This is a genomic window from Streptomyces xinghaiensis S187, assembly GCF_000220705.2.
Taxonomy (GTDB): Bacteria; Actinomycetota; Actinomycetes; order Streptomycetales; family Streptomycetaceae; genus Streptomyces; species Streptomyces xinghaiensis.
The window spans coordinates 1708720-1724286 of sequence record NZ_CP023202.1 but is presented as its reverse complement, the minus strand read 5'-3'; the positions used below and the strand labels follow the sequence as shown (position 1 = coordinate 1724286).

Below are 15567 nucleotides of genomic sequence, written 5' to 3'. Positions count from 1 at the left end.
GCGGCCGTGGCCGGCCCACCCGCGCCCCCCGCGGCGCCCCCCAAGCCCACCTGGGACCCCCAGACGGCGCCCGGCGGCCCGCGGCCCTGGCTCCGCCCGACGATCCGGATCCGGCTCACGCTGCTCTACGGCGGCATGTTCCTGATCGCCGGCATCGTGCTGCTCTCGATCATCTATCTGCTGGCCGCCGAGGCGCTGGACAAGGGCAACGCCCTGCCGTTCAAACTGCTGGAGGGCAGCTTCCGGCCGACGAGCAGCACCTGCCCGAACCTCACCGACCGCACCTTCGAGAACCACGAGGAGTTCAACGCCGCGCTGGAGGTCTGCATGGACTACCAGCGGCAGCTCGCGCTGGACAACCTGCTGCGGCGCTCGCTGCTGGCCCTGCTCGGCCTCAGCGTGGCGGCGTTCGCCTTCGGCTACGCCATGGCGGGCCGGGTGCTCTCGCCGCTGGGCCGGATCACCCGCACCGCGCGCCGGGTGGTCGGCTCCGACCTGTCCCGCCGTATCGAACTGGACGGCCCGGACGACGAGTTGAAGGAGCTGGCGGACACCTTCGACGAGATGCTGAACCGGCTGGACCGGGCGTTCGACGCCCAGCGCCGCTTCGTCGCCAACGCCTCCCACGAGCTGCGCACCCCGCTGGCGATCAACCGCACCCTGCTGGAGGTCCAGCTCTCCGACCCGGAGGCGGGGCCGGAGCTCACCCAGCTCGGCAAGACCCTGCTGGCCACCAACGAGCGCAGCGAGCAGCTCGTCGAGGGCCTGCTGCTGCTGGCCCGGAGCGAGAACGAGATCGTCGACCGCAAGCCGGTGGACCTGGCGGAGGTCGCCTCGCAGGCGGTGGAGCAGGTCCGCGAGGAGGCCCGGGGCAAGGGCGTGGAGCTGCGGGGCGAGCGGCGGCTCGCGGTCGTCCTGGGCAACGGGGTGCTGCTGGAGCGCGTCGCCCTCAACCTGCTGCAGAACGCGGTGCGGTACAACGTGCCGGACGGCTGGGTGGAGATCTCCACCGGGCAGTGGGAGGGCGGGGCGTCCCTGGTCGTCTCGAACACCGGTCCGGTGGTCCCGGCGTACGAGCTGGAGAACATCTTCGAGCCCTTCCGCAGGCTGCGCTCCGAGCGCACCGGCAGCGACAAGGGCGTCGGGCTCGGGCTGTCGATCGTGCGCTCGGTGGTCCGCGCGCACGGCGGCCACGTCAGCGCGGAGCCGCGGGAGGGCGGTGGTCTCGTGATGCGGGTCACCCTCCCCGTCTGAGATGCTGGCCGTGGTTCGCTTTGGGCGGAAATTCCCGGGACGGTCCCGGGTCTCCCGCTGTGGAATCGCTCACAATCGCGATTTTCGGCCCCTTGACACTCCGTGACCGCACAGGTCGCCGAAAAGCCGGGAAAATGCGGGTTTTCGAGACCCCTGATCACGGGAAGTACACGGGATGGCCCCGCGCGACGCGGGAACACGACCGTGTACGGTCCCCTTCGCCATCCAACGCGCTCGCCCCTTCAGGGGGGCGGTTGGGTGTCGATTGAGTAACAGACCTTGATGTGAGGCAAAATCTCCGCCTCAGGTCGGGCACAAGACCGGCCCCTCACGCGTTACGAGCGCTGAGACACCAGCAGACACCCAGAGGGGGAGAGCGACATGGCGACGGACTACGACACCCCACGCAAGACCGATGACGAGCTCAACGAGGACAGCCTCGAGGAGCTCAAGGCCCGGCGCAACGACAAGTCCACGTCCAGTGTGGACGTCGACGAGTTCGAGCAGGCCGAGGGCCTGGAGCTGCCCGGTGCGGACCTCTCCAACGAGGAGCTGTCCGTCCGCGTCCTGCCCCGGCAGGCCGACGAGTTCACCTGCATGAGCTGCTTCCTCGTGCACCACCGCAGCCAGCTGGCCGCCGAGAAGAACGGCCAGCCGGTCTGCCGCGACTGCGCGGCCTGAGGCCGGGACGGCCGTGACAGGCTCCACGCCGTCCCGTGGACGTCGCATCCGGCGGCAGGGCTCTCCGGGTTCCCGGGAGGAACGCGCGGGCCGTGAGGCCCCCGCGGGCACCGCTCAGGCGCCCGCGGAACAGGACGCCCTGCCGGCGGACCCCGCCGGACGCCCCGACCAGGCGCCCGGCACCGCCCTGTCCCCGCGCCCGGAGCGGGGCCGCACGGCCTCGCTGGTGGCGGCGGCCGGCCGGGGCGCGGCACGCGGCGGGCGCGGCCTCCGCGGCGGCCTCGCGCTCGTCTCCGACCGCATCATCGACACCGCACCGCGCGTCCCGGTCCGTGACCTGGCGGCGCTCCGCAGGCAGTTCCCCGGGCTCGACGCCGAGGAACTGGCCGACAAGCTGGTGGCCGGAGCGGTCCGGGCCTCCTCCGCGGTCGGCGCGAGCGTGGGCGCGGCGGCCATGCTCCCGGCCCCGCCCGCGATGCCGGCCGAGCTGGCCGCCGAGATCGTCGGCGTCGCCTCCGTCGAGTACAAGCTCATCGCCGAGCTCCACGAGGTCTACGGCATCCGCGCCCCCGGCAACGCCACGCAGCGCGCCTACGCCTACCTCTCCGCGTGGACCGAGCAGCGCGGGATCGACGTCGCCGCGACGGCCGACGTGAGCTCCCTGCTCGGCGCCCAGATGCGCCGGCGGCTGCGGAACCAGGTACTCAAGCGCACCGTGCGCAACTTCCCCACCCTGGTCCCGTTCATGATCGGCGCCGCCGCCGGAGCCGTGATGAACCGGCGCGAGACGGCCGCGCTGGCCGCGAAGATCCGCCAGGACCTGCGTCGGCGCCAGGTCCCCTGGGACCAGCTCCCTCCCGGTCCGGCCCCGGAGCCCGGCAGCCCGAAGTCCCTCCAGGGGCCGGACGGCCGGAGCCCGGAGGACGGGACCACCCCCGGGGACGGCCTGCCGGGCACCGCCGGCTGAGACCCCGTCCCCGGAGTCCCCGGACGTCAGGACCGTACGGCCGCGAGCGCCGCGGCCAGCCCCTGAGGATTCCGGGTCGACAGATAGACGTACGGCGTGGGGTCGGCCGGGTCCGTGATCTCCACCTTCAGCGCCGTCGGGATGTAGCTGCGCAGCAGCATGAACGCGCGCGGATCGGCCTTGTGCGTGCGCCAGGCCGCCGCCTCCGCCCGGTCCAGCACCTCGGCCTCGCCCAGGGCCTCCACCGGGATCCGCGCGTCACCGGCGACCAGCGAGCCCGCGACCACCCGGATCCGCGCCGAGCCGTACGCGCTCACCGCCGCCGCCCCGAGCGCCCCGCCGGCGATCAGCGCGCCGAGCACCGCCAGGATGCCGAAGGGCGCCGCGGCCAGCGCGCAGAAGAGCCCGGCGGCGACGGCGGCGGCCCACCAGGAGGCGGGCGCGGTGAGGCGTTCCTCGTACGACTGCATGCTCCCAGCTTGGCACGCCCGCGCCGGGCCGTGACCGGCGCGGGTAGGGTCTGCACTCGTGAGTGGACCAACGACATCGCTGACGCCCCCGGCCGACGCCCGCCGGCCGGTGCGGCACCCCGACGCCCCCGCGCCCGGAGAGCTCCTCGGCTCCCATTACGACCGGTGCTTCGGCTGCGGCGGCGAGCAGCCGCACGGGCTGCACCTGGAGACGCGCGCCGGCGAGGGCGTGGGCGTCACCGCCGTCTTCACGGTCAAGGAGGCCCACCAGGGCGCCCCGGGCCTGGCCCACGGCGGTGTGCTGGCCACGGCGCTGGACGAGACGCTCGGCGGGCTGAGCTGGCTGCTGCGCACCATCGCGGTGACCGGCCGGCTGGAGACCGACTACGTCCGCCCGGTGCCGGTGGGCACCGAGCTGCATCTGGCGGCGGAGGTGACCGCGGTGCACGGCCGCAAGATCTACGGCACCGCCACCGGCCGCATCGGCGGCCCGGACGGGCCCGTCGCCGTCCGCGCGGCCGCGCTGTTCGTGGAGGTCAAGGTGGACCACTTCATCGAGAACGGCCGGGACGAGGAGATCCGGTCGGCGATGTCCGACCCGGACCAGATCAAGGTCGCCCGCGCGTTCGAGGTGAACCCGTGAACCGCCCGCCGGTGGACGTGCTGCTGCGGCGGCTCGACCCCGAGGTGCCGGTCCCCTCGTACGGGCACCCCGGCGACGCGGGGCTGGACCTCGTCACCACCGAGGCGGCCGAACTCGCCCCCGGGGAGCGGACGGTGCTGCCCACCGGGGTGGCGATCGCCCTCCCCGACGGCTACGCGGCCTTCGTGCATCCACGCTCCGGACTCGCCGCCCGCTGCGGCGTCGCCCTCGTGAATGCGCCCGGCACCGTCGATGCCGGGTACCGTGGGGAGATCAAGGTGACCGTGGTCAATCTGGACCCGCGCGAGACCGTGCGGTTCGAGAGGTTCGACCGGGTCGCCCAGTTGGTCGTCCAGCGGGTCGAGAAGGTGAGCTTCCACGAGGTCGCGGAGCTGCCCGGCTCGGCGCGGGGCGCGGACGGCTTCGGGTCGACCGGTGGCCACGCCGCGATGGACGGCCCCGCCGGGGGACATGATTACGCTTCGGTCGTGAACGACCGGGAAGGACAGTGACGTGTTCGGACGTCGTCGCAAGGGACGCGCAGACGCTGAGAACACCGCGGGCAGGGACGGTGCGGACACGGCCGCATCCGGGCCGGGCGGCGAGGAGCCGGAGGCCGCGGAGGAGACCGGGCAGCGCAGAGTCAACCTGCCGCCGGCCCCCCGCCCCGACGGGCCCTGGGACATCTCCGAGGTGAGCAGGCCCGCCGAGGGCCGTGTCGACCTCGGCGGGATCTTCGTACCCGGGGTCGAGGGCATGGAGCTGCGGGTCGAGGTCGCCGGTGACTCGATCGTCGCCGCCACCGTCGTCCTGCGGGACAGCGCCATCCAGCTCCAGGCCTTCGCCGCCCCCAAGCGCGAGGGCATCTGGGGCGAGGTGCGCGAGGAGATCGCCGGCGGCATCACCCAGCAGGGCGGTGTCGTCGACGAGGTCGAGGGCCCGCTGGGCTGGGAGCTCCGTGCCCAGGTGCCCGTCCAGCTTCCGGACGGCAAGAACGGCGTGCAGCTGGTGCGCTTCGTCGGCGTCGACGGCCCGCGCTGGTTCCTGCGCGGTGTGATCTCCGGCCAGGGCGCGGTCCAGCCGCAGGCCGCCGGGCTGCTGGAGCAGATCTTCCGGGACACCGTGGTCGTCCGCGGCGAGCAGCCGATGGCGCCGCGCGACCCGATCGTCCTCAAGCTGCCGGACGACGCCCAGATGGTGCCGGACGGCGTCCAGCAGGACGAGGCCGACTCCCCGCAGGGCTCCCGTTTCGCGGGCGGCGCCGACCGCCTGGCCCGCGGCCCGGAGATCACCGAGATCCGCTGACGGACCCGGGACGGCGGGGAGCCGCGCCGACGCCGTCAGGGCGTGCCTCCCGCCTCCGGTCCGCCCGTACCGCCCCGGCCGAGGGGATTCCCCGGCCGGGGCGGGTGCGTTCCGCCGGGTCCCAGGCCGCGGTTGTTCCCGCCGCGGGTGCCGGAGCGGCCTCCGGAGCCGACAGAATGGGGCCATGGGACGGGGCAAGCTCAGGATCTACCTCGGGGCCGCACCGGGGGTCGGCAAGACCTACGCGATGCTCTCCGAGGCGCACCGGCGCGCCGAGCGGGGCACCGACGTCGTCGTGGCGCTCGCCGAACCGCACGGGCGGCGGCGCACCGCCGCGCTGCTGGACGGACTGGAGCGGATACCCCGCCGGGAGCCGGAGGGCGGCGCCGGGGCGGGCGAGATGGACGTGGCGGCCGTGCTGGAACGGCGGCCCGCCGTCGCCGTCGTGGACGAACTCGCCCACACCAACGCGCCGGGCTCGCGGAACCCCAAGCGGTGGAAGGACGTCGAGGAACTGCTGCGGGCCGGGATCGACGTGATCTCCACCGTGAACATCCAGCATCTGGAGTCGCTGGGCGACGTGGTGGAGTCCATCACCGGCGTCCGGCAGCACGAGACGGTGCCGGACGAGGTGGTGCGCCGGGCCGACCAGATCGAGCTGGTCGACATGTCGCCCGAGGCGCTGCGCCGGCGGATGGCCCACGGCAACATCTACGCCCCCGACAAGGTCGACGCGGCCCTCTCCAACTACTTCCGCCCCGGCAACCTCACCGCCCTGCGCGAACTGGCGCTGCTGTGGACCGCCGACCGGGTCGACGAGTACCTGCAGCAGTACCGCAGCGAACACCGCATCCGCTCCACCTGGCAGGCCCGCGAGCGGATCGTCGTCGGGCTCACCGGCGGCCCCGAGGGCCGTACGCTGCTGCGCCGCGCGGCCCGGGTGGCGGCGCGCGGCTCCGGCGGGGAGATCCTCGCCGTGCACATCTCGCCGAGCACCGGGCTGGCCTACCCCTCGCCGAAGGAGCTGGCCGTCCAGCGCACGCTGGTGGAGGACCTCGGCGGCACCTTCCACCACGTGATCGGCGACGCGGTGCCGGCCGCCCTGCTGGATTTCGCCCGCGGGGTCAACGCCACCCAGATCCTGCTGGGTTCGAGCCGCCGCAAGCCCTGGCAGTACGTCTTCGGGCCGGGCGTCGGGGCGACGGTCGCCCGGGAGTCGGGCCCCGACCTCGACGTGCACATCGTCACCCACGAGGAGGCCGCCAAGGGACGCGGGCTGCCGGTGCCGCGCGGGGTGCCGCTCGGCCGCTCCCGGAGCCTGGCGGGCTGGCTGACGGGGATCGCCGGGCCGGTGCTGCTCACCGTGGTCCTCACGGCCCAGCACCCGCGGCCGGAGTTCGCCAACGACGTCCTGCTGTACCTGTTCCTCACGGTGCTGGCGGCGCTGCTGGGCGGGCTGCTGCCGGCGCTGGCCGCGGCCACCATCGGCACCGTGCTGCTCAACTACTTCTTCACCCCGCCCGTCCGCACGCTGACCGTCGCCGATCCCGGCAATCTCGTCTCCATGGTGGTCTTCTTCGCGGTCGCCGTCTCCGTCGCCTCGGTCGTCGACCTCGCCGCCCGGCGCACCCAGCAGGCGGCGCGGCTGCGCGCGGAGTCGCAGATCCTGTCCTTCCTGGCCGGCGGGGTGCTGCGCGGCGAGACGAGCCTGGAGGCGCTGCTGGAGCGGGTCCGGGAGACCTTCGGCATGGACTCGGTGGCCCTGCTGGAGCGGGAGAGCGACGTCGAGCCGTGGCGCCGGGCCGGCGGCGTGGGGCCGGCCCCCGCGGCCTGCCCGGAGGACGCCGACGTCGACATGCCGGTCGGGGACCACATGATGCTGGCGCTGTGCGGCCGGGTGCTGCCCGCGGCGGACCGCCGGGTGCTCTCCGCCTTCGCGGCGCAGGCCGTGGCGGTACGGGACCGGGAGCGGCTGGTCGGCGAGGCGGAGCAGGCGCGGGAGCTGGCGGAGGGCAACCGGATCCGCACCGCCCTGCTCGCCGCCGTCTCGCACGATCTGCGCACCCCCCTGGCCGGGATCAAGGCGGCCGTCACCTCGCTCCGCTCCGAGGACGTGTGCTGGTCGGAGGAGGACGAGCGGGAGCTGCTGGCGGGCATCGAGGACGGCGCGGACCGGCTCGACCACCTGGTGGGCAATCTGCTGGACATGTCCCGGCTGCAGACCGGCACCGTCACCCCGCTGATCCGCGACGCCGACCTCGACGAGGTGGTGCCGGTGGCCCTCGGCGGGGTCCCCGACGGCAGCGTGGTCCTGGACATCCCCGAGGTGCTGCCGATGGCCGCCGTGGACCCGGGGCTGCTGGAGCGGGCGGTGGCGAACATCGTGGAGAACGCGGTCAAGTACAGCCCCGAGGGGGTGCCGGTGCTGGTCGCGGCGAGCGCGCTGGGGGAGCGGGTGGAGATCCGGGTGGTGGACCGGGGGCCGGGGGTGCCGGACACCGGGAAGGAACGGATATTTGAACCCTTCCAGCGGTACGGCGACGCCCCGCGGGGTGCCGGGGTGGGCCTCGGCCTCGCCGTCGCCCGCGGTTTCGCCGAGGCGATGGGCGGCACGCTCGCCGCGGAGGACACCCCCGGCGGCGGTATGACGATGGTGCTGACGGTGCGGGCCGCGGGCGGCCGTCCGCCGTGCCGCCCGGACCTCCCCGCGACGGTGACCTCGTGAACCCGGGGGCGGACGGCGGGGCGTATGGTCCTCCCGGTCCGGAGGGCCCGCCCGTCCCGGAGCGGCGGAACGCCACCGGACGCCGGAGACGAGAGAAAGGCCGCACAGCCATGCCGCAGCCACCCGCACGGACCGGTCCGGCCGCCCGGCGGAGAGTCCTGGTGGTCGACGACGAGCCGCGGATCGTCCGGGCCCTCGTCATCAACCTCCGGGCGCGCGACTACGAGGTCGACACCGCCGCCGACGGCGCCACCGCCCTCCGCACGGCGGCCGCCCACCGCCCCGACGTGGTGATACTCGACCTGGGCCTGCCCGACATGGACGGCGTGGACGTCCTCCACGAGCTGCGCCGCACCAGCCGGGTCCCGGTCCTGGTGCTCTCCGCCCGCCACACCTCCGGCGAGAAGGTCAAGGCCCTCGACGCCGGCGCGGACGACTACGTCACCAAGCCGTTCGGCATGGACGAGCTGCTGGCCCGGCTGCGCGCCGCGGTCCGGCGCTCCGAGCCCGTGGCCGCCGCCGAGGAGACGGTGCTGGTGGAGACCGAGGAGTTCACCGTCGACCTGGCCGCGAAGCGCGTCAACCGCGGCGGCCGGGACATCCGGCTGACCCCGACCGAGTGGCATCTGCTGGAGGTGCTGGTCCGCAGCCCGGGGCGGCTGGTGGGCCAGAAGCAGCTGCTGCAGGAGGTCTGGGGGCCCTCCTACGGCACCGAGACCAACTATCTGCGGGTCTACATGGCGCAGCTCCGCCGTAAACTGGAAGCGGACCCTTCACATCCCCGGCATTTCATCACCGAGCCCGGCATGGGTTACCGCTTCGAGCCGTGATCCGTCCGGCCCCACCCCCCGGTAGGCTGCCCGTATGAGTGGTGCTTCCCGCCCCGTGAAACAGACCGGCCGCTTCCGCCGGATGCTCGACCGGCTCTCCTCCACCCCGGAGGAGCTGGACGCCGACGAGCTCCGGGAGGACGCCCGGGAGACGGCGGGCTGTGTTCCCATCCGGGAATGCCCCGACCGCGAGGTCGTCAAGGTGACCGGTACGCTGCGCACGGTCACCCAGCGGCCCCGGGCGGGGGTGCCCGCCCTGGAGGCCGAGCTCTACGACGGCTCCGCGCCGCTGGACGTGGTCTGGCTGGGCCGGCGCTCGATCGCCGGCATAGAACCGGGGCGCAGGCTCATCGCGACCGGCCGGGTCTCGACCAGCCAGGGCCGCCGCGTGCTGTTCAACCCCCGATACGAACTCCGACCTCCCGGACAGGAGTAGCCGGTGGCGTCCTCCGACAGGCCGACTCCCACGACCGCAGCAGAGACCGACGGCGAGAGCCCGGGCCCGGACCAGGAGTCCGCGGGGAGCCGGTCCGCCGCCGACACCGCGCTGCTGGAGGCGTTCGGCGGGGTGCGCGGCATGGTGGACACCACCGTGCCCGGTCTCGTCTTCATCCTCCTCTACACGATCAAGCGCGACATCCATCTGTCGGCCATCGCCGCGCTCGGGCTGACCGCGGTGCTCGCCGCCGTCCGGCTGATCCGGCGGGACACGCTCAAGCACGCCTTCAGCGGGCTCTTCGGCGTGGCCTTCGGCGCCGTCTTCGCGATGATGTCCGGCGACGCGAAGAACTTCTACCTGCCGGGGATGCTCTACACGCTGGGCCTCTCGGTGGTGTACATCCTCTCGGCGGTGTTCCGCTTCCCGCTGATCGGCCTGCTGCTCGGGCCGATCCTGCGGGAGAACCTCTCCTGGCGCACCCGCAACCCGGGCCGTTTCCGCGCCTACACCCGGGCCACCTGGGCCTGGGGCCTCATCCTGCTCGCCAAGTCGGCGATCCTCTTCCCGCTCTACTGGTGGGGGGACGCCACGCAGCTCGGCTGGGTGAAGGTGGCGCTCGGCATCCCGCCGTTCCTGCTCTGCGTCTACCTCACCTGGATCTTCCTGGCCAAGGCACCGCCGCCGATCGACGTGATCGCCGAGATGGAGGCGGAGGAGCGCGAACGCGAGGAGCGCGAGCGGGCCCACCACCGGGGGGAGGACGCCTTCGAACGGCTGGCGCACGAGGTCGTGGACGACGCGATCGAGCGGCTGTCCGGGCCGGCGCACCCGGACGGCACGGACCGTACGGGCGGCGGGGGCGGCGCGGAGCCGCCCGCCCGGCGCCGGCACGCGCGGGACTGAGCCGGCCGGGACTGAGCCGGCGGGACGCTCCGCGCCGGAGCCCGTGACACGGCCGAGGGGCCCGGAAACCGATGGTGACCATGGGTTTCCGGGCCCCTCGCGCCGTACGCCGTGCCGTACGCGGCCGGCGGCTCAGCCGCTCTGGCGGCGTACGGACAGCAGTTCCTCCAGTCGCTCCTCCCGGGCCGGCGCCGCGACGAACAGCAGTTCGTCACCGGCCTCCAGGGCGTCGTCCTGGCTGGGCACCAGCACGCGCGTACCGCGGATGATCGTGACCAGCGAGGTGTCCTCAGGCCAGTCCACGTCGCCGACGCGGGTGCCCGCCAGGGCGGACTCGGGCGGCAGCGTCAGCTCGACGAGGTTGGCGTCGCCGTGGCTGAAGCGCAGCAGCCGGACGAGGTCGCCGACGCTCACCGCCTCCTCCACCAGGGCCGACATCAGCCGCGGGGTGGAGACCGCCACGTCCACGCCCCAGGACTCGTTGAACAGCCATTCGTTCTTGGGGTGGTTGACCCGGGCCACCACGCGCGGCACCCCGTACTCCGTCTTGGCGAGCAGGGAGACGACCAGGTTGACCTTGTCGTCACCGGTCGCCGCGATCACCACGTTGCAGCGCTGGAGCGCCGCCTCGTCCAGCGAGGTGATCTCGCAGGCGTCCGCCAGGAGCCACTCGGCCTGCGGCACCCGCTCCACCGAGATCGCCGTCGGGGCCTTGTCGATCAGCAGCACCTCGTGCCCGTTCTCCAGGAGCTCGCCCGCGATGGAGCGGCCCACCGCGCCGGCACCCGCGATCGCCACCCTCATCGCCGTTCCTCCCCCGGGCCCTCGGAGAAGACCGCCTCGACCTTGTCCATGTCGTCGACGCGCATCATCACATGCACCAGGTCGCCTTCCTGCAGCACCGTCTGGGAGGTGGGCAGTACGGCCTCGCCGAGCCGGGTCAGGAACGCCACCCGGACGCCGGTCTCCTCCTGAAGCCGCCCGACCTTGTGGCCGACCCAGTCGGTGGAGACGTGCACCTCGGCCAGTTGCACCGCCCCGCTCGGGTCGCGCCAGAGCGCCTCGGCGCCGGACGGCAGCAGCCGGCGCAGTATCTGGTCCGCGGTCCAGCGGACGGTGGCCACGGTGGGGATGCCCAGGCGCTGGTAGACCTCGGCGCGCCGCGGGTCGTAGATGCGGGCGGCCACGTTCTCGACCGCGAACATCTCCCGGGCCACCCGGGCCGCGATGATGTTGGAGTTGTCGCCGCTGCTCACGGCGGCGAACGCGCCCGCCTCCTCGATGCCCGCCTCGCGGAGGGTGTCCTGGTCGAAGCCCATGCCGGTGACCCGGCGGCCGCCGAATCCCGAGCCGAGGCGGCGGAAGGCGGTGGGGTCCTGGTCGATCACGGCGACCGTGTGGCCCTGTTCTTCAAGCGTCTGCGCCAGGGCCGAACCGACCCGGCCGCAGCCCATGATCACGATGTGCATGAGGTCCTACCCCGCGCCTTCCCCTGCCGTTGTGACCTGGACACACATCGCCCATCATCCTTCCGTCCCCGCCGGGGTGCCACTGATCCGTCGCTGATCCGTCCTGTCCCCGGCAACGCTACCCCTCCGTGTTCGAGCGGGACCCATCGCGTACCCGGCCTCACCGCCGGTGTTCCCCCGGTGTTCGAATCGCGTCAAGGAGTTCCGCCATCCGGACCGCCCGCGCTGTTCCCCCTGAGCGCGGGCTTACGATCCTCAGCGTGTCCAAACTGACCGACGTGCCCAAACGGATCCTGATCGGCCGGGCGCTGCGCAGCGACAGGCTCGGGGAGACGCTCCTCCCCAAGCGGATCGCACTCCCCGTCTTCGCTTCCGACCCGCTCTCGTCCGTGGCCTACGCGCCGGGAGAGGTGCTGATCGTCCTCTCCGTCGCGGGGGTGTCGGCCTACCACTTCAGCCCGTGGATCACGGTCGCCGTGGTGCTGCTGATGTTCATCGTCGTCACCTCGTACCGGCAGAACGTGCACGCGTACCCCAGCGGGGGCGGCGACTACGAGGTGGCCACCACCAACCTGGGGCCGCGGGCCGGGCTCGCCGTCGCGGGGGCGCTGCTCGTCGACTACGTCCTCACCGTCGCCGTGTCGATCGCGGCCGGGGTGGAGAACCTGGGCTCGGCGGTGCCGTTCGTGGCCGAGCACCAGACGGCGTTCGCCATCGGCATCATCGTCGTGCTGACCCTGATGAACCTGCGGGGCGTGCGGGAGTCCGGCAAGCTCTTCGCGGTCCCGACGTACGTCTTCGTGACGGGCGTCTTCCTGATGATCTTCTGGGGGGCCTTCCGCGGGCTGGTCCTGGACGACGAGATGCGCGCCCCGACCGCGGACTTCGAGATCGCCGCGGAGGAGCAGGGGCTCGCCGGCTTCGCCCTGGTGTTCCTGCTGCTGCGGGCGTTCTCCTCCGGCTGCGCCGCGCTCACGGGTGTTGAGGCGATCAGCAACGGCGTCCCCGCCTTCCGCCGCCCCAAGAGCCGCAACGCCGCGACGACCCTGGCCCTGATGGGCTCCCTGGCCGTCACCATGTTCGTCGGCATCATCGCGCTGGCGATGGCCACCGACGTCAAGATGGCCGAGCGGCCGGCCCACGAGCTGCTGCGGGACGGTGTCCCGGTCGGCGACGAATACCATCAGGACCCCGTCATCTCGCAGGTCGCCGCGGCCGTCTTCGGCGGGGGCTCGCTGCTGTTCCTGCTGCTGGCCGGGGCCACGGCGCTGGTGCTGTTCCTGGCGGCCAACACCGCGTACAACGGATTCCCGCTGCTCGGCTCGATCCTCGCCCAGGACCGGTATCTGCCGCGTCAGCTGCACACCCGCGGCGACCGGCTGGCGTTCTCCAACGGCATCGTGATGCTCGCGGGCGCCGCCGGCGTGCTCGTGTACGTCTACGACGCCGACTCGACCCGGCTGATCCAGCTCTACATCGTCGGCGTCTTCGTGTCCTTCACGCTCAGCCAGGCCGGCATGGTCCGGCACTGGAACCGCCATCTGGCACAGGAGACCGCCCCGGCCGCCCGCCGCCGCATGCTCCGCTCCCGGGTGATCGCCTTCACCGGGGCCTGCATCACGGGGCTGGTGCTCGTCGTCGTGCTGGTCACCAAGTTCACCCATGGGGCCTGGGTCGCCCTGCTGGGCATGGTGGTCTTCTACGGGGTGATGACGGCGATCCGCCGCCACTACGACCGGGTCTCCGAGGAACTGGCCGCCCCGGACGAGCCGGGCGACGAGGCCACACGTCCCTCGCGGGTGCACTCCATCGTCCTGGTCTCCAAGGTCCACAAGCCCACCCTGCGCGCGCTGGCCTACGCGAAGCTGCTGCGCTCCGGGCCGCTGGAGGCGCTGAGCGTCAACGTGGACCCGGAGGAGACCCGGGAGCTGCGGGCGGAGTGGGAGCGGCGCGGCATCACCGTGCCGCTGAAGATCCTGGACTCGCCGTACCGGGAGGTCACCCGGCCCACCATCGAGTACGTCAAGGGGCTGCGCCGGGACAGCCCGCGGGACGCGGTCACGGTCTACATCCCGGAGTACGTGGTCGGCCACTGGTACGAGCACCTGCTGCACAACCAGAGCGCGCTGCGGCTCAAGGGACGGCTGCTGTTCACGCCCGGGGTGATGGTGACCTCCGTGCCGTACCAGCTGGAGTCCTCCGAGCGGGCCAAGGCGCGGGCGAAGCGGCGGGCCGACTGGAGCGCGCCGGGAGCGGTGCGGCGGGGGCCGGCGGGGCCGGCCGGGACGGCCGAACAGGAGCCTCCCCGGCCGGAGTTCCGCAGCGATTCCGGGGTGGACGGCGGCTCCCGCCGGGGGACGTAGACTGGAGGGCTGCGGTCGGCCCGTCCCGGTCCTTCCCGCCCGACCTCCGCCTCACCACCAGCTCAGGAGCATCCCCGCTGTGACGACACCATCCACCCCCTCCGCCTCCGAAGCCCCCTCGCTCGTCGGCGAGGAGTACGAGGTCGAGGTCGGGCCCGTCGCGCACGGGGGGCACTGCATCGCCCGCACACCGGGCGGCCGGGTGCTGTTCGTCCGGCACACGCTGCCCGGTGAGCGGGTGACCGCCCGGGTCACCGAGGGCGACGAGAGCTCCCGCTTTCTGCGGGCCGACGCGGTGGAGGTCCTGGAGGCCTCGCCCGACCGGATCCCCGCGCCCTGCCCGTTCTCCGGGCCCGGCAAGTGCGGCGGCTGCGACTGGCAGCACGTGGCGCCGGGCGCCCAGCGGCGGCTCAAGGGCGCCGTGGTCGCCGAGCAGCTCTCCCGGCTGGCCGGGCTGACGCCGCAGGAGGCGGGCTGGGACGGGACCGTCGAGCCCGCTCCCGGCGACAAGGTGGCCAAGGGCGAGGTGCCGGCCTGGCGCACCCGGGTGCAGTACGCGGTGGACGAGGACGGGCAGGCGGGGCTGCGCAAGCACCGCTCGCACGAGGTGCAGCCGGTCGACCACTGCCTGATCGCGGCGCCGGGCGTCAGCGAGCTCGGCGTGGAGAAGCGGGAGTGGCCGCAGATCGCGGGGGTCGAGGCGATCGCGGCCACCGGCTCGAACGACCGGCAGGTCATCCTCACCCCCCGGCCCGGCGGCCGGCTGCCGATCGTCGAACTCGACCGCCCCGTCTCGGTGCTGCGGGTGGAGGAGAGGGACGGCGGCGTGCACCGGGTGCACGGCCGTCCTTTCGTCCGCGAGCGGGCGGCCGGGCGCACCTGGCGGGTCGGCTCGGGCGGCTTCTGGCAGGTCCACCCCAAGGCGGCGGACCTGCTGGTGGAGGCCGTGATGCAGGGCCTGATGCCGCGCAAGGGCGAGATGGCCCTCGATCTGTACTGCGGCGTCGGCCTGTTCGCGGGCGCCATCGCGGAGCGGGTGGGCGAGGCCGGCGCGGTGCTCGGCATCGAGTCCGGCAAGCGCGCGGTGGAGGACGCCCGGCACAACCTCGCCGACCTGGACCGCGTCCGCATCGAACAGGGCAAGGTCGAGCAGGTGCTGCCGAAAACGGGCATCACCGAGGCCGACCTGATCGTCCTCGACCCGCCGCGCGCGGGCGCGGGCCGGCAGACGGTCGCCCGGATCGCCGCCCTGGGCGCCCGCCGCGTCGTCTACGTCGCCTGCGACCCGGCGGCCCTCGCGCGCGACCTGGCGTACTTCCGCGAGGGCGGCTACAAGCCCCGCAAGCTGCGGGCGTTCGACCTCTTCCCGATGACGCACCACGTGGAGTGCGTCGCCGTCCTCGAACCGGCCGCGAAGGGCTCCTGACCCGCGGTTTCACCGGGCCGGCGGGGCACCGTCGAGGAGTCGGACGAAGCAGAGGCGACGCGCGATGTCGTCGCCGAACTCGGCCACAACTC

The 15567-nt window shown here is 73.4% G+C and carries 15 protein-coding genes; 12 read left to right on the top strand and 3 right to left on the bottom strand.

The features are described from left to right. Positions 1–6: 6 nt before the first annotated feature. The 3 genes from SXIN_RS07295 (at position 7) to SXIN_RS07285 (ending at position 2902) form a co-directional block, all read left to right on the top strand. Positions 7–1254: a sensor histidine kinase gene (locus tag SXIN_RS07295; RefSeq protein WP_019709682.1), complete on the top strand. Its 1248-nt coding sequence runs from the start codon at positions 7–9 to the stop codon at positions 1252–1254. A 381-nt stretch (positions 1255–1635) separates the two neighbouring features. Further along, positions 1636–1935 (top strand): DUF4193 domain-containing protein, encoded by a 300-nt coding sequence (locus tag SXIN_RS07290; RefSeq protein ID WP_019709681.1) that lies wholly within the window; start codon positions 1636–1638, stop codon positions 1933–1935. Between the two features lie 13 nt (positions 1936–1948). Continuing rightward, positions 1949–2902 carry a hypothetical protein gene (locus SXIN_RS07285; protein WP_238153702.1) on the top strand — a complete coding sequence of 318 codons (954 nt, stop codon included), beginning with the start codon at positions 1949–1951 and terminating at the stop codon, positions 2900–2902. Between the two features lie 26 nt (positions 2903–2928). On the opposite strand, the gene SXIN_RS07280 is transcribed toward SXIN_RS07285, so the two are convergent. Continuing rightward, positions 2929–3372, bottom strand: a complete 444-nt coding sequence (locus tag SXIN_RS07280; RefSeq protein WP_095756755.1) for a DUF3093 domain-containing protein — start codon at positions 3370–3372, stop codon at positions 2929–2931. A 58-nt stretch (positions 3373–3430) separates the two neighbouring features. Between SXIN_RS07280 and SXIN_RS07275 the strand changes: the two genes are divergently transcribed. The 7 genes from SXIN_RS07275 to SXIN_RS07245 all read left to right on the top strand — a co-directional run bounded on the left by SXIN_RS07275 (position 3431) and on the right by SXIN_RS07245 (position 10217). After that, positions 3431–4015, top strand: a complete 585-nt coding sequence (locus SXIN_RS07275; RefSeq protein WP_039821940.1) for a PaaI family thioesterase — start codon at positions 3431–3433, stop codon at positions 4013–4015. Beyond that, positions 4012–4527 carry a dUTP diphosphatase gene (dut, locus tag SXIN_RS07270; RefSeq protein WP_019709678.1) on the top strand — a complete coding sequence of 172 codons (516 nt, stop codon included), beginning with the start codon at positions 4012–4014 and terminating at the stop codon, positions 4525–4527. Before SXIN_RS07275 ends, dut begins: the two co-directional genes overlap by 4 nt. A 1-nt stretch (position 4528) precedes the next feature. Continuing rightward, positions 4529–5320, top strand: a complete 792-nt coding sequence (locus SXIN_RS07265) for a DUF3710 domain-containing protein (protein WP_019709677.1) — start codon at positions 4529–4531, stop codon at positions 5318–5320. Positions 5321–5504: 184 nt separating this feature from the next. Continuing rightward, positions 5505–8045, top strand: coding sequence for a sensor histidine kinase (locus tag SXIN_RS07260; RefSeq protein WP_019709676.1), 2541 nt, complete (start codon positions 5505–5507; stop codon positions 8043–8045). Positions 8046–8155: 110 nt separating this feature from the next. Beyond that, positions 8156–8875 carry a response regulator gene (locus SXIN_RS07255; RefSeq protein ID WP_050930897.1) on the top strand — a complete coding sequence of 240 codons (720 nt, stop codon included), beginning with the start codon at positions 8156–8158 and terminating at the stop codon, positions 8873–8875. Positions 8876–8909: 34 nt separating this feature from the next. After that, the gene (locus SXIN_RS07250) at positions 8910–9311 is read left to right on the top strand and encodes an OB-fold nucleic acid binding domain-containing protein (RefSeq protein WP_039821937.1); all 402 of its coding nucleotides are present in this window, start codon (positions 8910–8912) and stop codon (positions 9309–9311) included. Positions 9312–9314: 3 nt separating this feature from the next. Next, on the top strand, positions 9315–10217 hold the full coding sequence (locus tag SXIN_RS07245; protein WP_095756754.1) for a DUF3159 domain-containing protein: 903 nt from the start codon (positions 9315–9317) through the stop codon (positions 10215–10217). 132 nt (positions 10218–10349) lie between these two features. Here the strand turns inward: SXIN_RS07245 and SXIN_RS07240 are convergent, their stop codons facing one another. Beyond that, on the bottom strand, positions 10350–11021 hold the full coding sequence (locus tag SXIN_RS07240) for a potassium channel family protein (RefSeq protein WP_019709672.1): 672 nt from the start codon (positions 11019–11021) through the stop codon (positions 10350–10352). Beyond that, positions 11018–11686, bottom strand: coding sequence for a potassium channel family protein (locus SXIN_RS07235; RefSeq protein ID WP_019709671.1), 669 nt, complete (start codon positions 11684–11686; stop codon positions 11018–11020). Before SXIN_RS07235 ends, SXIN_RS07240 begins: the two co-directional genes overlap by 4 nt. Positions 11687–11946: 260 nt before the next feature. Between SXIN_RS07235 and SXIN_RS07230 the strand changes: the two genes are divergently transcribed. Beyond that, positions 11947–14049: an APC family permease gene (locus SXIN_RS07230; RefSeq protein WP_095756753.1), complete on the top strand. Its 2103-nt coding sequence runs from the start codon at positions 11947–11949 to the stop codon at positions 14047–14049. Between the two features lie 79 nt (positions 14050–14128). Then, a complete protein-coding gene (locus SXIN_RS07225) occupies positions 14129–15475 on the top strand; it encodes a class I SAM-dependent RNA methyltransferase (RefSeq protein WP_019709669.1) in 1347 nt (448 codons plus the stop codon). Positions 15476–15567: the final 92 nt, after the last annotated feature.